Raw genomic sequence first — 22,739 nt, 5'->3', positions numbered from 1 at the left:
CGTCATCGCAAACTACCATATCTGATGGCTCTGTTGCTATGGCTCTATAGTTAACTACTAAATTGAACACCGGAAGTGGTGAGGCTATGTAGCAACTGGAATCGCCTGCACTCTCTACGCGTACATAGATTGGTTGTGGGTTAACGGTATTGGTGTAAGGACTCACTAGTGCATTAGCCCCTGAATCGGCATCAGCAAAACTAGTGTAATACGTCACTACAAAATCTGTAGAAGGTTGTGCGCCTAAAATACCTAAATCTTGAACCGTTAAATCAAAATCCTCAAATCCATCATTACTGTCGTCATCGCAGACTTCTAGGTCTGGAACACTATTAAAAGAAGGGCTTCCTACAAAAAGTGTAAACTGAGATGTAGCATAACAAGCTTCACTGTATATATCTTGAATTCTTACATAAACTATTTGTCCATCAGCACTAGTATAGTTAGTTGGATCTGCTATTGGGTTTGTATTATTTTCAGCATCTGTTAAAGTTTCAAAATATACTACATCAAACACAGTATCATCTTGACTACCTATAACTACTGGTGTATTTTGAGTTAAATCAAAATTTGCTGTTGAATTAGGAGTACAAATACTTAAATTTTGAACGTCTTCAACAACAGGAGAAGGATAAAACTCAATTATAATAGAGTCTGTGGCTTGACATGATGCAGAGAATACAATTTCAACAGTATATTCTCCATTTTCAGTTACATCTAGCGTTGAAGATGTTTCGCCTGGAATTACATCACCATTTAAATACCAAGTATGCGTAGCTGCTGGTGCTGCAGTATCTAATGTTATTACACCTCCTTCACAAGTAGTATTAGCAGCTTGTACTGTGATATCATCTCCTAAATCACCTCCTAAATTAAAACTACCCGCTTCTAAAAACACTCCAGAATCTAGAGCAGAATCGGAAGCATCAGCTATTACTAATTTTATATGATAAGTTTCTCCTGGTGTTACTGGAGATTGTGCTGTAAATACTTCTGTTCTTCCATCAAAAGAAATTGGTGGTTGGTTATTTCCTGTGTAGCCACCAAAGTATTGCTCGTTAATAGCGCCACATCCTGGATTTGCTGGGTGAATATTTGTAACAAGAATAGGTGTTGTTGTTCCAGGTAAAACAGCCAAATTAGTTGTTGTTCCTCCAGAATCGGTTAGTAAGAATGCAAATGCATCAGAATAAGTACACTCAAAGGTTCCTCCTGTACTTCCATTATATTCTTCTGAAGCCATTAAAAAGTTAAAGCTTATACTATCTGCTAAAGGCACAAAGTCAAATTCTATTATTGAAGCATTATTAGTTGTAGCTACTCCAACTGCCGCATTTAAATCTGGGTCACCAGGCCATGCCGAAGAACCGTCGCTCATTGCATTATTATTAGGACCTCTTGCTTTACTCGCGTCACCAGATGTCATTAATAAACCATCTTGAAAAGGAAAACTAATTCCATCTCCATAGAAGTAACCTATACCATTATCTTGCGAAAAATTAGTTCCTGTTGAGTAGGTTATATTTGAAACCTCAGCGCAAGGACTATCAATTAACACGTCTAAAACCAATTCTTCAACTGTATATGTTGTTTGGTCGACAACTACATTTGGTCCAAGTACAAAAACTGTTATGGTTGTTGTTTCTGTACAGCCTTGTGGGTTAGTATCAGTTACTATAAGTGTAACTGTATATGTTCCTGCTGTAGTAAAGGTATTAGAAGCAGATTGACCAATAGCAGTATTTCCATCGCCAAAATTCCATGTGTAGGTTGCTCCTGTTCCATCTACAGAAAAACCTGCACTTCCTTCAAAATCTACAGTCTCTCCTGGAAGAATACTCACGACTCCAGCACTTGCTTCAGGAGTTGTACTATCTATAGAAGGAGTTATAGTTTGACAAGGTTCAGCACAAAATATTTCAGCAACCCAACCAGTAGTAGTTCCTGTTGCATTAGAAACAAACTCGAAAGTTAAACAACCACTCGTATTAGTATCTGATGCTTCTACAAACCCTGGATTAACAACTCCAGAGTATGAACCTATAACAGGCGATGAAGTATCAGGTCCATCATAGATTGTTAAAATATCAGTATTTAATTGTGTACTAAATTCAGTAAAGTTCACTATGGTGAAATCCGTAGTGTTTTCTGGACAGATTGTTGTAACATAGCTCTCATTACTTGAGTAAGATCCAGCTGCTCCACCTGAATCGTAGAACATATCAGGTTGACACCTATTAAATGTCCCATCTTGCATGAGAACATCTTGTGAAAAAACATTTAGAGATATTAAAAAAACTACTAATAAGTAAACTTGCTTCATAATTACCTACTTTTTACTAATTGATATTATTTTATAAAGTATTTAACTTTTAAAATATAACAGTTTTATACATCAAAATACTACCTTACAAAAACAGGTCTTTGATATACCAACATGTTCCTCAACCAGTTATGTTAACACCTTATTCTTAAACAGCGTTGTTAAAAACAAAATTAATGTTAACAACATTCAAGTAGGTATTACAATAAAAGCGGAAATTTAATAAATTTTAACTAATTACATCTTTTAAATTGTAATAAAAATACCAGTTTTAACAGTTATAAGTATTAAAAAATTGATTTTCTGATTATGATTACTTTTTGAGTTAAAAATGACTTAAAAAGAAATTTAGAAAACCTCTCTTCAATACTGCTTTTGTATCTTTGTAGCTAAAATAGATTTACAGTGAAAAATATTTCAATAAAAATTACAACAACCAACAATCCCTCTATTGTTAAGTTTGAAGCAAATACTTTTTTGACTCAACATAAAAGTTATGAGTTTAATAACATTGATGATGCTAAACCATCGCCTTTGGCTCAACAGTTATTTTATTTACCTTTTGTAAAGAAAGTTTACATCTCTGGTAATTTTATAGCGGTTGAAAAATATAATATTGTTGAATGGGAAGATGTACAAAACGAGGTTGCTGAACAAATTGAAAACTATTTAAATAGCGACGGAGTGTTAATAGAAGAAACTGCTATTCCTAAAAAAGTTCCTGTAACTGTATATGCTGAAAGCACACCTAACCCATCAGCAATGAAGTTTGTTGCTAATAAAAAATTGGTTACAACAAACTACGAATTCTCTTCAATAGACGATGCTAAATTATCGCCATTAGCTTTAGAGTTATTTCATTTTCCTTTTGTGAAAAATGTTTTTTTTGACGAAAACTATGTTTCAATTACTAAGTATGACATGGCAGAATGGAATGACATCACTATGGAGTTACGTGAGTTTATTAGAAAGTACATTGAAGATGGTAAAGAAGTAATGAATGCTAATGCACAAGCAACACTACAAAAAACTACAGAGCAATTAGATGAAGCTTTTGAATTGCTTGATGACACTTCAAAAGAAATCATCAATATACTTGAAGAGTATGTTAAACCTGCTGTTGCTAGTGATGGCGGAAACATACATTTTGACTCCTATAATAAAGACACAAAAACCGTAAAGGTAATCCTACAAGGTGCTTGCAGTGGATGCCCTTCATCAACATTTACTTTAAAGAATGGCATTGAAAACATGCTAAAAGAAATGTTGAACGGTAAAGTCTCTACAGTTGAAGCTATAAATGGTTAAACTTACTCCTAAAAAGTATTGTTTTGAATTTATAAAACTTCATAATTTTCAAAAATTAGATTTATCTTAAAAAAGAGTTAATTTATCTCAATCTTAACATTTTCAGCTTTTATTATTAAACATATTTTCTTTTTTTTACGACAAAATCACAAATCATGAAGAAAAACCAAGTAATTGTTGCCCTTGCACTAATTTTAACCTCAAATCTAAGTATTGCACAAGAAGTGCTTAGTCGCTCATTATCACCTTCTGCTAATGGTAGTAGTGGTCTTATCACAACAACACCTGTTGTCCTAAACGACGATGTTGAAGGCACACCATACATAACAAGTGATTTTCTACCAGCAAGAATATCTGCCTCTGATGACAATATTTTTTACGTAAGGTATAATGCAATTAAGGATGAAATTGAAGTAAAAGGAGATAACAATCAAGCTTTTGCTTTAAATAAATATAGAAAAGATATTATTATAAAGTTAGTTTCTAACAGTAAAACTTACAGATTATTCGACTATGTTGACGATAACGAATTACCTAATTTAGGGTATTTTGTTGATTTAATCCCAGAATCTAACATCAAACTTCTTAAGAAAGAAAGAGTAATCTTTATTGAAGAAAAAGTAGCATTAACTAGCTACCATACTGCAAGACCTGCTCAATTTAAAAGAGTAAGTGATGATTACTACATTAAAATTTCTGAAGAACAAGGTGCTGTATTAATGCCTAAAAGAAAAAAAGACATCGCTAAATTAATTCCTGAGCATTCAAAAGATATTTTAAGCTATATTAAAACTAACAAGATTAAAACCTCAAGAGAAGAAGATTTAATTAAACTGGTTAACTACATGAGTACTTTATAATTTTCTCATGAATATAAAATTTATAAAAGCACTTACAATAAGTGCTTTTTTTTATACCTTCAAATTAAATAATCGTTAATAAAAGAATTTGATTTTCACTTCAAAATCATTATAATTAATTTAATAGAAATTTAAAAACACACAATATGGATATTGAAAAATGGACAAACACAGCTGTTGAATTTGCAACAGAATATGGACTAAAGGTAATTGGAGCAATTGTCTTTTGGATTGTAGGTTCGTGGATTATTAAAAAAATCATGAACACAACCAGAAAATTAATGACCAAAAGCAACTATGATGAAAGTCTTCAAAAGTTCTTATTAAACCTATTAAGTTGGGGATTAAAAATTTTATTAGTCATTACACTTTTAGGCGTTTTAGGAGTACCAACCACATCATTTGCAGCAGTATTAGCAGCGGCAGGTTTAGCAGTAGGTATGGCACTTCAAGGATCGTTAGGTAATTTTGCAGGTGGTGTTTTAATCATGATTTTTAAACCTATAAAAATCGGTGATTTAATTGAAGCTCAAGGTGAAATAGGTGTAGTAAAACAAATTGAAATATTTACCACTAAATTAACTGGCTTGTCTAATAAAGAAATTATAATTCCTAATGGAGCTTTGTCTAACGGAAACATTGTTAACTATTCTACTGAAGGAACTAGACGTGTAGATTTAGTTTTTGGTGTAGGTTATGACTCTGATATAAAACAAACTAAAGAAGTATTAATGAATGTGCTTACCTCACATCCAAAAGTACTTAAAGATCCTGCTCCTGCTGTAACTGTTTTAGAGTTAGCAGATAGCTCAATAAACTTTGCTACAAGACCATGGTGTAAAACTGAACACTATTGGGATGTTTACTTTGATGTGACCGAACAAGTAAAAGAAGCTCTTGATGCTGCTGGTATTGAAATACCTTACCCACACCAAGTTGAAATACATAAAGAAAGTTAAGCTTTAGGCTTTAACGCAATAAAATCTTTTAAATAATAAGGTTCAAAATAAGCGACATCTTCGATGTCGTTTTTTTTGTACTTATCATAAGCCAACATACTCATTTCGTTTGCTGAAGGTAATCTATCTTCAATAAAAACTGCATTTTCATGCTGTATTATAGTTTGCGCTTTTTCAACGCCATTACCAACAAAATAGACTTTACCTTTTGCGAGATAGTCTTTAAAAGAGTTTTCATCTAGTATTTGCGCTTCAATAGCTCTTATTTCGTTATATGAACTGTCAAACACAGCTGAATAGACTTCCATTCGTCTAGCATCTAACATAGGCACAATAACACCATTAGTAGCTTTTACTTGATGCGCTAAAGCTTTTAATGTTGATACAGAGATTAACGGTTTCTCCAAAGAAAAACAAAGTCCTTTTGCTGCTGAAACACCTATTCTTAAACCTGTGTAAGATCCTGGACCTTTACTTACTGCAACTGCGTCAATTTGAGACAAACTAACGCTTGCGCTATTAAGGACATCGTCAATAAACACATGCAAAGACTCAGCATGTGAATAATTCTTGTCATTAAGTTCCTTTAAAACCAAAGTCTCTCCTTGTTTTGAAAGAGAGACTGAACAGTTTGTTGTTGTGGTTTCTATGTTTAGTATAACTGCCAAATATTTAGTCTTGTGAGTTATCTGTATCTTTTGTGTCTTGCTTAACTTCTATTTTATCTCCAGAATTAAGCGTTTTTGAAACTACGTTGTATGGTCCAGTAATGATTTCATCATCTTCTTTAAGACCTGAAATAATTTCAATATTTGAATTGTCTTGTATTCCTGTTTTTACAACTCGCAATTTAGCTTCTCCGTTATTAGTTACAAAAACACACTCAAACTTTTCTTCAGTTTCACCTTCAACTTTATTAATCGTTTTTTCGTAAGACTTTTTAGTAGAACTAGTATCTGTCTTAACAACTATTGCACTAATTGGTACAGCAACTGTTTTTTCTCTTTTGTTTGTAATAATATCTACAGTAGCAGTCATACCTGGTCTAAAAGGCGAGTAATGCTCTGGCTTTCCTTCAATTAAATCTTTATAAGATTCTTCAAGAATTCTAACCTTTACTCTAAAGTTTGTAACCTGATCTGCTGTTAATGTTCCTGCTGCTGAGTTTGCTATTTCAGTAACCACACCTTTAAATTCCTTTTTCAAATAAGCATCAACCTCAACAATAGTAGAGTCACCAATTTGAACCTTAACAATATCATTTTCGTTTACATCTACTTCAACTTCCATATTGCTTAAGTTAGCAACACGCATAATTTCGGTACCAGCCATTTGTTGAGTACCTACTACTCTTTCGCCTAATTCCACATTAAGCATAGAAATAGTTCCTCTCATTGGTGCATAAATAGTAGTTCTGGTAAGGTTGTCTTTTGCTTCATTTACTGTAGCTGCAGCACTTTGCACACTGTAATAAGCTGAACTCTTATTTGCTTGAGCAGTTTCGTAAGTTGCAATAGCTTTGTCCCAATCTGCTTTAGAGATTACGCCTTTTTCAAAAAGCACTTTGTTTCGGTCATAATCAGCTTTTGCTTGTTTTAAATTTGCTTCAGCTTGCTCTAAACCTGCTCTTACATTTTGGTAAGAGGCTTGAGACCTGTTTACTGCAGATTGAATTAAATCTGGATTTATTCTTACTAATAAATCTCCTTTATTTACCTCTTGTCCTTCTTTAAATGGTAGTTCTAAAATTTCACCAGATACTTCAGAAGATATTTTTACTTCTACTTCTGGTTGAATTTTACCTGTAGCTGAAACAGTTTCAATAATATCAACTAAGGCTACTTTTTTAGTTTCTACTTCTTTAAAGTTTCCTTTTTTGCCAAATAAACCTGCTTTTGACCCAATAATTAAAAGGATTATTAATGCAATAGCTGATAGTACTAAAATTTTGGCTGTCTTACTCATGGTAAATTATTAGTTTATGTCTGTAATAGGAATTCCAAAGTAGAATTCTAATACTTTTAATTTGAATATATAGTCGTATTTTGTTCTAATCACATCACTTTGCGCTGCTTCAAATCTGTTTTGAGATTGATTATAATCAAAGGCATTTAACAATCCAACATTATAACGCTCTCTAGAATAATTAAAAGCTTCTTCTCTTGCTTCAAGTGTTTTTTGCGCAGCTTCATAGGCTTTTAACGCACCTTTAGTGTCGTTATAGGCTTGGTAAACTGCTGTTTCCATATCTAAATTGGCTTGCTCTAATTGAACTTTTGCGCGCTCCAAATTTACTTTATTTCTTTTAACATTGTTGCTTGCAGCAAATCCATTAAAAATAGGAATACTTAAACTTAAACTAAAATTGTGGCTTTTGTTATCTGTTAACTGAGTTTCAAAATCAGGAGTATCAAATAGCTGTGATGTAAAATAATTTGAACCAAAATTATACGATCCTCTTAACGTTGGTTGTAAAGCACCTTTAGCTATTTTTAAATTATCGTTTGCTATTTCTTGGTTTGTCTCAGCAATTTTAATATCGTATCTAGTTTCTTTTGCCTTACTTACTATAGCATCAGGTGACTGTTCTAATATCATAGTTGTAGGTACTTGATAATCTATATCTACAATATCAAAAGTTTCATACTCTTGTATTAATAATAATTGTGCTAACTGAATTCTAGACAATAAAACTGTGTTTTCGGCATTTACAATTTGTTGTTCTTGAGTAGCAATTGTTGCTTGTATTTCTAACAAATCGCCTCTTGGTAACACTCCTGCATCGACAAGCTCATTAGTTCTTTCTAATTCTTGTTGCGATACAACTTGTTGTGCTTGTAATACTTTTAACTGCTCTTTATTAAATAAGATTTGTAAAAACGAATTAGCCACAAGTAGCGAGATATCATCTTTAATTTTATCTAATTGATATCTAGAGGCTAAAATTTCTAAGTTAGAGCGATGTAATTGATTAATGTTACGTAATCCATCATAAATGTTTAAACTAGAGCTTATACCTCCTGAAAGGTTTTTAGTAGTTGAGTTAACAGCATCAAAAGTAACAGGATCTTGCCCTAAACCAATACTCCACGAGTGTGAAACAGAAGCATTTAAAGTTGGCAAAAAGTTACCTATTGCATCTTTTTTATTGATTTCTGATTGTTCTAAGTCTAGTTCACTTTGTTTTACAGTAATGTTGTTTTGTAATGCGTGATCTACACATTCTTCAAGCGTCCACTTTTTGGTTTGCGCTTGGAATGAAAACGTCAATAATACCGTAAATACAAAAATTGCTTTTTTCATAATTAAAATATATGTCTATAGATATGTTAAAGTGTTACAAAAAATTGAATTAATTATTTTGAGCATAGCTTGGAACGCCTTGAATTTGGTTCCAAACCTTGATTTTATCATCTTTTGTAACTCCTTTTTTAATTTCAACGTGAATACCATCGCTAATTCCTAGCTCTACATCTTTGCGCTCAAACTGTTGGTCACCAGTTTCAATCTCAACGAATGGTTGTTTAGTTTCAGAATCGTATTGCACCAAAGCTTCTTTAACCGCTAAAACTTTTTCAGCTTTTTCTAAAATAATAGATGCATTCGCACTTAAACCTGCTCTAATAAAAGTAGAATCGACAGTTTTTAAAGAGCCTTTTATTTCAAATTGAATAGCGCCATTTTCTTCAACTCCTTTTGGAGCAATATAATCTAAAACAGCATCAAATTTTTTGTTTTCGATAGCTCCAACAGTAATTTCAAGTGGTAACCCTTCTTTAATTTTCCCTACTTCACTTTCGTCTACTTTTCCTTCAAAAATCATTTTTTTAACATCAGCCAATGATGCAATTGAAGTTCCTTCGTTAAAGTTATTAGCTTCAATAACTTGGTTTCCTTCTTTTACAGGAACATCTAACACCATTCCTGAAACTGTTGCTCTAACTTGAGTTTGTGCAATATTACCCAAACCACTAGTAGTTCCTGTTTTGATAATATCATAGTTTTGTCTAGCAGAATTCACATTAATTCTTGCTTGCTCAACACTTTGTTTAGTTTGTAGATACGTGTTTTTTACAGCTTCAAAATCATTTGCTGAAATAACTCCTTTTTCAAACAACGCTTTTTGACGGTCGTAATTAGCTTGTTGCGTCTCTAGGTTTATTTGTGCAGTTTGAAGTGCAGTTTGGTTTGTAGCAATACTGTTTTTTGCACTTGTTAAAGAAGATACATTTGGTATTACTCTAATTTGAGCAATTAAATCACCTGACTTTACATACTCACCAGCTTCAATAAAAACTTCTTCTATAACTCCAGAAATATTAGGTTTAATCAAGACCTCTTCTTTAGGCACAATGCTTCCTGTTGCAACGGTTTTTACCACAATAGTCTCTTCAGATGGAAGTTCAGTAGCATACGTTATTGGGTTTTCTCTATTTTTTTGCCACAAATAATACAATGCTGCAGCAAATACAAGTACAATAACTACTAAAGCGATTACGGTTTTGGTTCTTTTCATGATTATGGTTGATATTTATTTTTTTATTCTATTCTTAAAGCGTCTACAGGTTTCATTTTTGTGGCACTATTTGCTGGTATTAAACCTGCTAAAAGTCCTGAAACCACTAATATTATTAAAGCTGTAAAAACAACTGTCATACTAACACTAGGGTTGGCAAAACTATCTACAGGTCCACTCATATCCAAAAGGTAATTTAACACCCAAATAACAAATGCTGAAAATGAAATACCAACCATACCTGAAAGGATAGTTAATATTAAACTTTCTTGTAAGATTTGTCCTTTTATAGTCCATGGAGAAGCACCTAATGCTCTACGTACACCTATTTCTTTTGTGCGTTCTTTGACCACAATAAGCATAATATTACTAATACCTATAATACCTGACATTAGCACTAGTGCACCCACAAAGTAGCCGACGACAGTCAAAATAATAAACAAGCCATTCATTCGAGCAAACTGCTCTGATAAGTCCCAGTGTCCTATTGCTCTATCATCATCTGGTGCTACTGTATGTCTCGATTTCATTAAATCAAAAACTTGCTGTTTTATTGAAGTAATAGGAACTCCATCAACAGCTGTAATAGCCATCCAACCTACTCTATCTCCTCTATTGAATGCTTGACCAAACGTTGTAAATGGAATATAAATGGTATTGGCATCTTGCTCATTGTCGCCTTGGCTGTTACTCATTTTAAAAGTACCAACCACCATAAAGTTTACACCATTAATTTTCACATAACTCCCTAATACTTCCTCATCTTTATCATAAAGACTTTTAATAACATCTGTACCAATAACACAAACTTTACGCTTAGAATTGATATCAGAATAACTTACAAAACGCCCTTGAAGGATATCCATAGGTTGTTGCTTTATATACTCAGGGTAATCACCATAAATTTCAAAAGCTCCAGTTTTAGTACCTCGTATCACGTTATTTGCACCTTGAAACCCTCCTAATTGGTTTCTTGGAGATACATATTTTAGATTTGGTATTTCAGATTTTAATGCTGCAACATCATCTAATTTATAATTGAAATAACGTCCTTTTGGAAGTCCTTTATAAGGTTTAGATGTTCCTTGTGTCCACATAAACATGGAATTAGTTGCAAAATCACCAAAGTCAGACATTACCCCATTTTTTAATCCATTGGTTAATGCTAATAGAACGACAAAAATAAAAATACCCCAAAACACTCCAAAAGCGGTCAAAAACGTTCTGAATTTATTAGCATTTAAAGCTTCAATGATTTCACTCCAACGGTCTTTATTAAACATACTATTCGTCTCTTAATGCAATGATTGGTTTTATTTTTGCTGCTCGATAAGCTGGAATAAATCCTGCTATTGCTCCAGCAAATACTAATAAAAATACCGAAGTTAGTGCTGTATTAAAATCCACTTGAGGGTACTTTATAAAATCAGTAAAAGTCTCTACCATAGGCCCGAATATTTCAAGAGAAGCTAAACCAAATATCAAACCAAATAAACCTGCAAACATGGTTACAAATACAGCCTCTTGAAGAATCATTCCTACAATAGACATTGGTAAGGCTCCTAAGGCTTTTCGAATTCCAATTTCTTTTGTACGCTCTTTTACTATAATTAACATGATGTTACCTACTCCAACAATTCCTGCAACTAAAGTAAAAACTCCAATAAACCAAAACACAGCATTTATAATACCTATTAATGAGTAAATCTGTTTGGCATTCTCAAGGGTATTATACACTCTTACTGCACTTGTATCATCAGGAGCGACAGTGTGAATTTGTTTTATTTGATCTTCAATACCTTTTGAAATGCTTTGAGAAAGCGCTACAGCGTCATCAAAATTATCAGACATTTTAACTGTAAACAGCATGTTTCTAATATTGTCTCCTGCATTGAATACTTTTTGTGCCGTTGAAATAGGAATATAGGCTTGGTTTTCTTCGCGTTCTCCTCCTGGATCATAGAATACACCTATAACCTTAAAGTTCATTCCAAAAACAGAGATGTTTTTATCAATTGGGTCTTCGTCTTTGAATAAGTCGGTTTTTAACTTGTTTCCAATTACTGCTACTTTTTTATTTTCGTTGTAGTCTGATTGATTTACAAATCGTCCCACTGAAATATCAGCATTTTCAATAAATTGGTGATCTGGCATTACACCTCGAATACGATAATTACCTGACTCTCCTTTATAAGAAATGGTTCCTCCCCAAATAGAGTACAATGAGGTTTCATATTCAATATAATCTTCATACTTCTGAGAGATCATATCGAAGTTATCGTTTTTAAGCTGGACGTATCTTCCTGGGTTAAGTCCTTTATACTCTTTAGTAGTTCTACCTGTCCACACTGTAATCATGTTTGTAGCATCTTGCTGAAATTGAGAAGTCACTCCATTTTCAATACCCTTACTAAAGCCTAAAAGAATGACTAAAATAAAAATACCAGAAGCCACAGAAAGACCAGTTAAGAAGGTACGAAGTTTGTTTTTTCTTAATGTCTCAAAAATTTCCTGCCAACGTTCAATATCAAACATATTGGGATGCTCTTACTTGTTCAACAGTACTATCATCAATAATCACACCATCTTTGAGATTTACAATACGCTTAGTCATATTAGCAATATCGTTCTCATGGGTTACAACCAATATGGTTTTTCCTTCGTCGTTAATACCTTGTATTAACTCCATAACTTCATATGATGTTTTAGTATCTAATGCTCCTGTAGGCTCATCGGCTAAAAGTACTTTTGGGTCACTTGCAAGAGCTCTTGCTATTGCTACACGTTGTTTTTGACCACCAGAAAGTTCGCTAGGTAAATGATGCGACCATTGTGCTAGTCCTACCTTTTCTAGATAATGCTCAGCTTTTTCAATACGCTCTTTTCGCTTTATATTTTGATAATACAATGGCAATGCTACATTGTCTAAAGCGCTCTTGTAGTTTATTAAGTTGAACGATTGAAATATAAATCCTAAAAATTCATTACGGTATTTTGCGGCAACTTTTTCGTTTAGGTTTTTAATTGGAAAGCCATCAAGAATATATTGTCCTGTATCTGCCTCGTCCAACATTCCTAAAATATTAAGTAAGGTTGATTTACCTGATCCTGAAGATCCCATAATGGAAACCAATTCGCCTTCTTTTACTTCAAAATTTATGCCTTTTAAAACGTGAAGAGAATTGCTCCCCATGTGATAAGATTTATGTAAATCTTTTATCTGTATCATTTATAGATGGTTAATTCTATACAATGTTACACAAAACTAAAATTGTTTTATACTAACAAATTGTTAAGAATAATTTTGATTGATATTAAATAAGACTGTTGAAATCTAAAAATGTTACAGTTGCAGATAAATCTTTTTATGAAGTTTTTTTCTGTCTAAAGAATTTCCAGTAAATAATAAAGCCTAATCCTGCTACCAAAATATAAGGAATAGCCATAAGATAAACAATGCCATCATTAACACCTTGAGCTGCTTGTTGCCCTTCTTCGCTTTCTAAAACTGCTCTACACATTGCACATTGTGCATTTACTGTTTGATAAAAAACAGTAGCAAAGAACAGTATAAAAGCAAGCTTAAGTTTAGACATAATATGGAGAAATCATGACATACACAATAACACCAGTAATTGCAACATACAACCACAAAGGAAATGTGATTCGTGCTATTTTTTTATGTCTATCAAAGTTTTTAGCAATTGCTCTTACATAAGTAATTAGCACAAAAGGAATGATAATTATTGATAGTAAAATGTGTGTTATTAAAATAAAGTAATAGAAATATTTAATAGCTCCTTCTCCTCCAAACTTTGTAGAATCACTAGTCATGTGATAAGCAACATACATAAGTAAAAATAGTACTGATAAAAAGATAGCAAACTTCATTAAGCGTTCGTGAAGCTTTATTCTTTTGCCTTTAATAGCCCAAAAAGCTATAAGTAACACCACAGCAGTTACTGCATTAATAGCAGCATAAATTGGAGGCAAAAATGTGAGTGGTTCAACATCAAACCCAAGCTCTCTTAGATTAATTCCAAAAAGGGCTGCAACTGCTATTGGAATAACAATTGACAGAATTACTATCAACTTATTATACTTTTTTTCTGCTTGTAGGTTAGTATTTCCCATTATTCTTTTAATAGTTTAGCAATGTCTTCTTTTAACATTGTTATTTGTTGTGTTTTACCGTCTTCGTCAGTTTGCTCTTCTTCTGAAATTATACCTTCGTAATAGATTAAAGGATTACCTTCAATAACTCTAGATCTAATAAATCCGTTTTTATCAATTAAAGCAAAATTACCTGAGTGTTCAAAACCGCCTTCTACCTCTTTATTTTCTGAAGCATAAATATAAAAACCTTCATTTGCTAATTTATAAATATCATCTCGTTCTCCAGTCATTAAATGCCAATTAGGGTTTGTTATCCCGTAATTATCAGCATAGGCTTTTAAAACTTCAGGTGTATCATTTTCAGGATTTATAGTAAATGATGCTACACCAAAATTATCAAACCCTTTAAATGTATTTTGAACTTGAACAAGGTTTCTATTCATTCTTGGGCAAATTGTAGGACAAGTAGTAAAAAAGAACTCTACAACATACACTTTACCTTCGTAATCTTTGTTGGTTACTGTATTACCATTGTGGTCAGTGAAACTAAAATCTGGTACTTTTTTAGGTGAACCATCAGGATTTTTTATAAATATTAAATCAGAGGTATAAGCATCTTTCTCTTTTGTTTGGTCACTACGACTTTCATTTCTGGTTACATCATCGTTTGAAATTCTATCTATAATTCTTGGTATAAAATAAATACCAAAAACTAGAATTATAAATGCGATACCTATGTAAGAATAATTAGTTTTCTTGCTCATTGTTGTTTATTTCGTTAGCTCTTCGCTGCGAGGAGTCAAAGTTTCCTTTGCGTTTTTCTCTATACTCAGTAAATAGTACTCGCAAATCATCGGCTCCCATTTTATTTTTTAATTGGTCTACCTCAATACAATTGTATGATGATAATCCATAAACTGGTTTATTACTAGCAATTTCATTATCTGTTCTATCATCCAATCGTCCTCTTTGAGATAAATCAGTATCCACTATAAATACGTTACTTGTTGCTAAGTTAGCATCTAAAACTGTATTGGTTTTTAAGCTATTAAACAAGTTGTTAATTTCACCTTCTTTTAAATACACAAAATGCCAAAATCTCAAATCTTCATAAAGTGCTATTTCTTTATATAGTTGTTGTGCTTCAGCTTTTGCTTCTTCAGTAACTAAAACTACAATTTGGAATTTTTTAAAGCCTTTAAACTTATCATAAATAAGTTCTTTAAGGTTAGATGCTTCTGTAGCTTTTTCCATAGGCTTTTTACCAAAGAACGCTAAAACAGTAAGGTGGTCTTTTAACTGAATTTGTAACTCATTAGTTGCAGGAAGCTCTCTTACATTTTCTTTTACAATGTCTAATGTGTTGTAGTTTTCTTTAGAAATTGACATTATAAGAACAAAAAAAACTGGAAGGAAAAATAAAACTCCAAGAATTAAAGGTTTTTTGTATGATTTTTTCTCCATTAGGGATTTTGGAATTTTTCTTGTTTTTACTACTAGTGCAAAATTAAAAAAAGGCGGTTTAAAAACCGCCTTTAAGTAATCTATTTAACAAATAAATTATATGTTAAAAATCTCTTTTTATAAAACCAGAAGAGTATACTCCTTCAATATATCCACCTTCTTGTAGTAAGATGAATATTAAATAGCAAATTAAGAATACTCCTGTCCATATTACAGCTCTTCTTAGTCCTTTAGTTTCATCTCTCATGTGCATAAAGTCCCAAGTGATGTAATATGCTTTTACTATGGTAAGGATGATAAATATCCAGTTTAAGAGTTTCATCCCAATTACTTTTGCTTCTAAAGCTTCAGGCTTGTAAATACCTAATACAACTTCAATTGCTGTAATGATAGACAATAAGATTAAAACACCCCAAATTTTTTGAGTATTGCTTTTAAACTTTAATAATCCTCTAAATATTTCTAATTTATGTGCGTGTGCCATTTTAATTAAGTTTCTAAATGAATTAAACTAAGTAGAAGAAAGTAAATACAAATACCCAAACTAAATCTACAAAGTGCCAATAAAGACCTACTTTTTCAACCATTTCGTAGCTTCCTCTTCTTTCATAAGTTCCTAAAATAACATTAAAGAATATAATAATGTTAATTACTACACCTGAAAATACGTGGAAACCGTGAAATCCTGTAATAAAGAAAAAGAAATCTGCAAATAAAGGAGAACCATATTCATTAACATGAAGATTTGCTCCTTCTACAACCAATTTACCATTTTCTTTAATTTGTTTTAAAGATTCTTCTCTAGATAAAACTGTTTTCTTTCCGTCCTCTGTTAAAGTTTGAGTTCTAACCAACACATTTGGGTTTGCCTCAAGACCATTGTATACTTCATCAATAGTATAGCTTGGTAATGTACCTTCGCTTACAAACCAAAGTCCGCTTTTGCGTTCATGCTGTACTCTTTCTCCATGTTCACTAATTGCAATATCTCTAACAGCAACACGATTACCATCAGTATCTACAAATTGTAAAATGTTTCCTCCATTAGTTTGGATAGCACCATAATCACCTTTTATAAATGTTGCCCATTCCCATGCTTGCGAACCAACGAATATTAATCCACCAATAATGGTTAAGAACATGTAAATTGTCACTTTTGCTTTTTTCATATGGTGACCAGCATCAACAGCAAGTACCATTGTAACTGATGACATAATAAGAATAAAGGTCATGAATGCCACATAAATCATAGGGTAATTCCCATGAAAGAATGGAATGTGAGTAAAAACCTCATCGGCAATTGGCCATGAACCAATAAACTTAAATCTTGAAAATCCGTAGGCTGCTAAAAACCCAGAAAACGTTAAGGCATCAGATAATATAAAAAACCACATCATCATTTTACCATAGCTAGCTTTAAGAGGCTGATTTCCACCTCCCCAAGTTTTGCCCTCTGTACCAGTATTTACAACTGTAGTATCCATATAAAGCGTTTAGTTTTTAAAAGTTGCACAAAAATAATCATTTTATTCATCTAAAGAAACATCAAGTAATAAATTATACAGACTCTAAATAAATATAAAAGCGATGTTACTTTATCCTTTTGATAGGCAATATAGTCTATCTAAATAAATATAAAAACAAAAACAAAAACAGCCATAGTATATCTACAAAGTGCCAAAATGTTGCAGATAGCTCTAAACCAAGCATTTTAGTTGCTGTATACTTTTGTCTTAAATGATTAAAAATTACTACCATTATTGAGATTAAACCTGCCACAACATGCATTATATGTGCAAATGCTATAACATAAATAAAACTCATGGTAATATTACTTGTAGGTCCTGTAAAATTATAACCTAAATCTATTATTTGTTGAAACCCTAATAATTGACTCCATATAAAAGCAACACCCAATGCAAATGTTACAAACAACCATAGTGTTGTTGCTTGCCTGTTGTTAGCTTTTAAACTTCTTTTAGCCAGATAAAACGTAATACTGCTTACAATAATAATTACTGTACTTATTACAAATGCTTCTGGTAATTGAAAATCTTTTAACCAGTCTGGTCGCTTACTACTTACAACTACAGCACTTGTTAAACCTGCAAAAGACATAATTAATGAGCCAATACCAAACCATAGCATCATTTTTTTTGCACGTTCATTTTTTTCCTCTAGCGTTCCCTGTGTTAAATCCATTTTTTATCTAATAAACTTATCTATAACATAAACTATTTGCAGCAACGTAATATAAGACACACTTGCCAACATTAATTGTTTAGCAGCTTTTGCTGTTCGTTCTTTAAACAATACTAATGCGTAACGCAACATCACAAGCCCTAATAAAAACACAATTATTGCTGCAACAATAGAGAGTTTTAAGTCTCCTGTAAAACCAAATACTGGTATTATTGAAACCAATATTGTCCAAACAGTATACATTATAATTTGTACTGCTGTTCCTTTATCTCTTTTTCCTGTTGGAAGCATAAAAAAACCTCCTTTTTTATAATCATCAAACAGAAACCAGCCAATAGCCCAAAAGTGAGGAAATTGCCAAAAAAACTGTACCGCAAATAAGGTTCCTGGTTCAATACCAAAATCGTTTCGAGCTGCAACCCATCCCAACATAAATGGAATGGCTCCTGGAATGGCTCCAACAAAAACTGCTAAAGGCGTTTTGGTTTTTAATGGTGTGTAAACACTCGTGTATAAAAAAATTGAAATTGCACCATACATTGCAGTTCTTGGGTTAATAACGTACAGTGTTGCTATTCCTAATAGTGTAAATGCAACTGCAATTATAAATGCTGTTCTTACCGACATTCTTCCGGCAGGAATTGGACGGTTTTTGGTACGCTCCATTAAAGCGTCTAAATCTTTTTCAATAATTTGATTGTAGGCATTAGAAGCACCTACCATAAAATAGCCTCCAAAAGCCAATAATATTAATGTGTAAACATCTACAGTTGGAGCTCCCAACAAATAACCAGCAATGGAAGAAAACACCACACTTACAGAAAGCCTGATTTTGGTAATTTCCTTAAAATCTGAAATTATTGATGCTGTTGAAACCGAAGACACTTTAGTACTCAAACTCTATTGTTTTGTTGCTCGCTATTGCGACTGCAAAGATACTTTGAAAATTACTTATGGGCAACGCTTAGTGAAAGTAATTCGGTTTTTGTTGTTGAATCTATTTTAAAAGTAAAAAAGTAGTACTAAAAATCGTAGTACCAATTAAACAAATCGGTTCTTACCCCTAAACTAAACCAGGTTGTATTACTTTTTACCAATGCAGCTGTATTAGCGTTTGGGTCAAAGTTTCTAAAGCTTATATTAGTGAATAGCTTAAGATTACTTACAGGATTTATAATATAACCGCCTTGTAATTCGGCATTAAATGTATTGGTTTTTATACCTTGTCCTACCTCTACTCCTGTATCAAAAGGTCGCTCTTCATAACTACGGTAAATATCGCCTCCATAGCTAAAGTTGTCTGTACCATCATTAATATCAAATCCTCTTACACCAAATACAAGTTTAGCATCAGCAAACCAACGTTTGTAATTATAACGACCTATTAAAATAAGCTCACTAAAATTTGCTCCCCAAAGATGTGCCATTGACTGGTTGTTATGCCCATAATTTAAAGCTACTGTATTATGAGAATAGGTATAAGGTCTAACCCTGTTATATTCAATTTGTAGTAGTAAATCATCAACTTTAAAGGCATCATAGTATTTTGCTCCTAACTGATAGCCATATTTATTTTTCCAACTTTTTTCGCCTCCTTTAATATCGTTTAAAGAAAATTCATCTAAAATAAATTGTCCGTAAAGGTTAACTTTATTGTTCCACTTATACTTTAAAGATGCACCAACCACAGCGTTTCCAGCATCTTGTCCTGTTTCAAACTCAATAGCTCTAAAAAATATTATTGGGTTAAGGTAATTTACATCAAACGCTCTATTATCAGTCTTTGCCCACATAACGGATTCAAACAATCCAATATTAAGTCGTTTAGACACGTTCCAGCTTAAGTAATGGTTTGCCATATACTTGGTTAAAAACGCACCATCTTCGGTTACTTCGGTTCGTACGTCTTTTAACCACATCCAAGTATTGGTGTATTTTATTTTCCAGAATTTGGTGTTTAATTTTAAAAAAGGGTATGGACTAGTTACATCACTTTGCAACAAAGACCTGTAACCATCACCTATGAAATTTTTACCATGACCAAATTGTACATTGATAAAATTTGCTGGTGAATATGATAAATATGCTTCAGCTACTGGATAATCGTAAGAATCGGTTTTAAACCGTTTTGCAATACCACGACCAGGGATTATAGCAGGATCTGGACCAAAGGCTTTTAAACTTTCAGAATACTCATTAAAATATTGAGCAAATCGACCTTGACTTTCATAAACTGATGCTGAGAAGTTGAATTTTTTCCCTAATCCTCCTTGAATATAAAATCCTCTAGTATTATTATATGTTGTGCTAAAATCGGCATCAGTATCTTTACCTACCTGAAGGTCAAAAACCGGATCAATGGTAAACCAATAATCTTCTCCTTGAACTTGTACTAAGTGCTCATTCCACAGTTTTCTTGCCCACCAACTTTCAGAGTCTTTTACTAAAGCTTCTTTTTCAGCTTCAAAATCATAATACTTTGAAACCTCATCAAACATAAACGGTTTTGCTGCAGTATGACTATTGGTACCAAGCTCATTCATTTCTCTATCAAACCTTGCATAATAGGTATGCGTAAATGGAATGTTAAGCTGACTCTTATACTCTAACTTTTGATACTTTACAATGTTATCATTAATGCTATCGTACTCATTAGATACAACCTCATTTAAATCGACCGTTTTTTTAACATCAACTATAGTTTCTTTAGCTGTTTGCGGAGTAACCTCTTGAGGATTTACCAAAGGTATTTTTATAGCCAAAGAATATTGATAATAGGTTGGATTGCCATTGTAAGTCCCAGGAGTTGTCTTTGGTAGTTCATTAAAAACACGCTTTACCTCATCCTTTAATTCATCATAAACTGCATCTACATAAAGCACATGTATTGTTCCTTCTTTATCTACTTCAAACAACACTTTTGCATCACCTTTGTACTCATCATCAATAGCTACTTGTGGTACTTTTAGAGTATTAAAAATATGGGTGTTTATTTTATTATTAAAACAAGATTTTAAATTCTCTATTGGTTGAGATTCGCAACCTGGAAAAACAGGTGATTTTTCGTAAGTATCGCTAGTTTGAGAAAATACTATGGATTGTGTTAAAACGAAAATAAACAAGAAGAGTTGTTTCATAAGATGGTAACTACCTTTTTATTAGGCGAAAGATACTATTTTTTTCAAAATGCGGACAATAAAAGAATTTCTTGATAAAGGTATAAAACTGAAATTCATTTATAATTAAAAAACCGCTATCAGTAAATGATAACGGTTGATACATTAATAAATTTTAAGGTTTACTAATCCATCACTTGAAAAATGATTGGGAAGGTATAGATTACCTCAACAGGATTTTCTCTTTGCATACCTGGAGTCATTTCTGGGATTTTTTTCACCACACGCTCAGCTTCTTTTTCAAGTCCTTTGTGTGGTGCTCTAGTTTTAATATCTGAAACCTTACCAGATTTATCCACCTTAAACTCAACATAAATTTTTTGAACACCACTCAGCCCTAATTCTGAAGCTATGCTTGTAGAGAATTTTTTATTTACCAATCTGGTAATTTTCTCTGACATACATCTTTTACGTGCTTCATTGGTTGTTTCATTTTCACAACCAGGATAAATTGGTGCTTTTTCTATTCTGAAAAAAGGCACAGGAATATCTTCAACAACCTTATCAATTACTATATCTCCAGGATCAACAGGAGTTGATGTTGCTACAGGTTCAGTAATTATAGTTTCGGTCACCTGTTTTTCGTTGAAGTCGTCTTCAACGATTGTAGGTTCTTTATCTACAATCCTTCTCTGTTTTTGTTTGACCTCTTCTTTTGGCGCTTGTTCTTCATAGATTTTAAACTCTGGGACAATAATTTCGGTTTCATCATCAATTGCCACTAAAGCTTGATCAATTTTTGGAACATGTGTTGCAAAGTTCATTTCAAAAAGCAGGTAAGTTCCCAGCAAACAAAGAATGAGTCCAACCTGAAAATACAAGGCTGAATTTTTTTGTAAATTTGCATCATGCTTTTGTGGTTTTTTCACATTGGTAGTGCTCTGACCAGCATTACTGTGTGTTTCGTTAAAATTTTTCATAATACTTTAAATTTAAAATGTTAATATTATGATAAAAACACAATAAGCATACCAAAAACAAAAATCCCGCTCATTAATTTGAACGGGATTTTTAAATCTATATTAAAACTGTTTTTTAGTCTTGTACTTGGAATAAGATTGGTAACGAATATGGAACTGTTACTGCTTTCCCTCTTTGCTTACCTGGTTTCATTTTAGGAAGCAATCCAATTACACGCTTAGCTTCTTTTTCCAATCCTGGATGTGGAGCTCTAGCCATAATGTTAGTAATGTTTCCACTTTTATCAATCTTGAAAATTACGTTAATACGTTGTCTTCCTGATAAACCTAATTCTCCAGCTAAGTCAGTGTTGAATTTCTTGTTTACAAACTTGCTGATTTTTTCAGACATACATTGCTTTTTAGCATTGTTTCCACTTTCGTTTTCACAACCAGGAAAAACTGGTACGTTTTCAATAACAGCAAACGGAACCTCGATGTCTTCTTCTACTTCTTCAACCTCTACTTCTTCTACTTCAACGATTTCTTCTTCTTGATCAGTTTCAGTAGATTCAATTACAGTTTCCTCAACTTCTTCTTCATCTTCTACAATCTCAATCTCTTCAGGAGCTGCAGGTGGTGGTGGTGGTGGTGGTGGGGTTTGTATTTGTTCAGTAATTGGAATTTCTTCTTCTAATTCTTCATCTAAGTTTAATTGACCTATATCAATATCAGACTTATCATATGTTTTATAGTTAATTGCCACATTAGCAAACAATAACATTAAAGCAAGACCTACAGCGAAATAGATTGAACTATTTCTACTTACATCTGCTTTAGTACTCTTTTTAGGTTCCATATCTTAAAAGGTTTAAAAGGATTGCTAAAATAACCAATTAATTGTTAAAAAAGCAAG

At 32.6% G+C, this 22,739-nt stretch carries 22 protein-coding genes; 3 read left to right on the top strand and 19 right to left on the bottom strand.

Annotated elements, in window-relative coordinates:
• The coding region (locus A8975_RS11960; protein WP_243832983.1) for a choice-of-anchor L domain-containing protein at positions 1–2,323 on the bottom strand (2,323 nt) is incomplete at its 3' end.
• A gap of 405 nt (positions 2,324–2,728) precedes the next feature.
• Here A8975_RS11960 and A8975_RS11955 point away from each other — a divergent pair.
• The 3 genes from A8975_RS11955 (at position 2,729) to A8975_RS11945 (ending at position 5,450) form a co-directional block, all read left to right on the top strand.
• A complete protein-coding gene (locus A8975_RS11955) occupies positions 2,729–3,631 on the top strand; it encodes a NifU family protein (RefSeq protein WP_134200731.1) in 903 nt (300 codons plus the stop codon).
• Between the two features lie 155 nt (positions 3,632–3,786).
• Complete coding sequence (locus A8975_RS11950; protein ID WP_131508836.1) at positions 3,787–4,491, top strand: hypothetical protein; 705 nt, start codon at positions 3,787–3,789, stop codon at positions 4,489–4,491.
• A 146-nt stretch (positions 4,492–4,637) separates the two neighbouring features.
• Complete coding sequence (locus A8975_RS11945; protein WP_129760989.1) at positions 4,638–5,450, top strand: mechanosensitive ion channel family protein; 813 nt, start codon at positions 4,638–4,640, stop codon at positions 5,448–5,450.
• On the opposite strand, the gene tsaB is transcribed toward A8975_RS11945, so the two are convergent.
• The 18 genes from tsaB to A8975_RS11855 form a co-directional block, all read right to left on the bottom strand.
• Positions 5,447–6,118, bottom strand: coding sequence for a tRNA (adenosine(37)-N6)-threonylcarbamoyltransferase complex dimerization subunit type 1 TsaB (tsaB, locus tag A8975_RS11940; RefSeq protein WP_129760988.1), 672 nt, complete (start codon positions 6,116–6,118; stop codon positions 5,447–5,449). The genes A8975_RS11945 and tsaB overlap by 4 nt on opposite strands.
• Before the next feature lie 4 nt (positions 6,119–6,122).
• Positions 6,123–7,415, bottom strand: coding sequence for an efflux RND transporter periplasmic adaptor subunit (locus tag A8975_RS11935; RefSeq protein ID WP_129760987.1), 1,293 nt, complete (start codon positions 7,413–7,415; stop codon positions 6,123–6,125).
• 9 nt (positions 7,416–7,424) lie between these two features.
• On the bottom strand, positions 7,425–8,753 hold the full coding sequence (locus A8975_RS11930) for a TolC family protein (protein ID WP_134200729.1): 1,329 nt from the start codon (positions 8,751–8,753) through the stop codon (positions 7,425–7,427).
• Between the two features lie 49 nt (positions 8,754–8,802).
• On the bottom strand, positions 8,803–9,966 hold the full coding sequence (locus A8975_RS11925; RefSeq protein ID WP_134200727.1) for an efflux RND transporter periplasmic adaptor subunit: 1,164 nt from the start codon (positions 9,964–9,966) through the stop codon (positions 8,803–8,805).
• A gap of 23 nt (positions 9,967–9,989) precedes the next feature.
• Positions 9,990–11,249, bottom strand: coding sequence for an ABC transporter permease (locus A8975_RS11920; protein ID WP_134200725.1), 1,260 nt, complete (start codon positions 11,247–11,249; stop codon positions 9,990–9,992).
• A gap of 1 nt (position 11,250) precedes the next feature.
• Positions 11,251–12,501 (bottom strand): ABC transporter permease, encoded by a 1,251-nt coding sequence (locus tag A8975_RS11915; RefSeq protein WP_134200723.1) that lies wholly within the window; start codon positions 12,499–12,501, stop codon positions 11,251–11,253.
• Positions 12,494–13,195, bottom strand: a complete 702-nt coding sequence (locus tag A8975_RS11910) for an ABC transporter ATP-binding protein (protein ID WP_129760982.1) — start codon at positions 13,193–13,195, stop codon at positions 12,494–12,496. The genes A8975_RS11915 and A8975_RS11910 overlap by 8 nt, the downstream gene beginning before the upstream one ends.
• Before the next feature lie 136 nt (positions 13,196–13,331).
• Positions 13,332–13,562, bottom strand: coding sequence for a hypothetical protein (locus A8975_RS11905; protein ID WP_129760981.1), 231 nt, complete (start codon positions 13,560–13,562; stop codon positions 13,332–13,334).
• Complete coding sequence (locus tag A8975_RS11900) at positions 13,555–14,100, bottom strand: DUF420 domain-containing protein (RefSeq protein ID WP_134200721.1); 546 nt, start codon at positions 14,098–14,100, stop codon at positions 13,555–13,557. The genes A8975_RS11905 and A8975_RS11900 overlap by 8 nt, the downstream gene beginning before the upstream one ends.
• Entirely contained in the window at positions 14,100–14,846 is a 747-nt protein-coding gene (locus A8975_RS11895; protein WP_134200719.1) for an SCO family protein, read from the bottom strand. The genes A8975_RS11900 and A8975_RS11895 overlap by 1 nt, the downstream gene beginning before the upstream one ends.
• Complete coding sequence (locus A8975_RS11890; protein ID WP_134200716.1) at positions 14,830–15,546, bottom strand: hypothetical protein; 717 nt, start codon at positions 15,544–15,546, stop codon at positions 14,830–14,832. Before A8975_RS11890 ends, A8975_RS11895 begins: the two co-directional genes overlap by 17 nt.
• 103 nt (positions 15,547–15,649) lie before the next feature.
• Positions 15,650–16,030, bottom strand: coding sequence for a cytochrome C oxidase subunit IV family protein (locus A8975_RS11885; RefSeq protein WP_134200714.1), 381 nt, complete (start codon positions 16,028–16,030; stop codon positions 15,650–15,652).
• Between the two features lie 22 nt (positions 16,031–16,052).
• Positions 16,053–17,030, bottom strand: a complete 978-nt coding sequence (locus tag A8975_RS11880) for a cytochrome c oxidase subunit 3 (protein WP_134200712.1) — start codon at positions 17,028–17,030, stop codon at positions 16,053–16,055.
• Between the two features lie 136 nt (positions 17,031–17,166).
• Positions 17,167–17,748 (bottom strand): heme-copper oxidase subunit III, encoded by a 582-nt coding sequence (locus tag A8975_RS11875; protein WP_131508825.1) that lies wholly within the window; start codon positions 17,746–17,748, stop codon positions 17,167–17,169.
• 3 nt (positions 17,749–17,751) lie between these two features.
• A complete protein-coding gene (gene cyoE / locus A8975_RS11870; protein WP_129760974.1) occupies positions 17,752–18,645 on the bottom strand; it encodes a heme o synthase in 894 nt (297 codons plus the stop codon).
• A 125-nt stretch (positions 18,646–18,770) separates the two neighbouring features.
• The gene (locus tag A8975_RS11865) at positions 18,771–20,885 is read right to left on the bottom strand and encodes a gliding motility protein RemB (protein WP_134200710.1); all 2,115 of its coding nucleotides are present in this window, start codon (positions 20,883–20,885) and stop codon (positions 18,771–18,773) included.
• 164 nt (positions 20,886–21,049) lie between these two features.
• A complete protein-coding gene (locus A8975_RS11860) occupies positions 21,050–21,844 on the bottom strand; it encodes an energy transducer TonB (RefSeq protein ID WP_134200708.1) in 795 nt (264 codons plus the stop codon).
• 115 nt (positions 21,845–21,959) lie between these two features.
• Entirely contained in the window at positions 21,960–22,682 is a 723-nt protein-coding gene (locus tag A8975_RS11855; RefSeq protein WP_129760971.1) for an energy transducer TonB, read from the bottom strand.
• Positions 22,683–22,739 lie beyond the last annotated feature (57 nt).

The sequence above is a fragment of the Meridianimaribacter flavus genome (assembly GCF_004366715.1).
Lineage (GTDB): Bacteria > Bacteroidota > Bacteroidia > Flavobacteriales > Flavobacteriaceae > Gaetbulibacter_B > Gaetbulibacter_B jejuensis.
The sequence above is the reverse complement of the archived record's forward strand: the minus strand, read 5'-3'. Positions and strand labels throughout refer to the sequence as shown.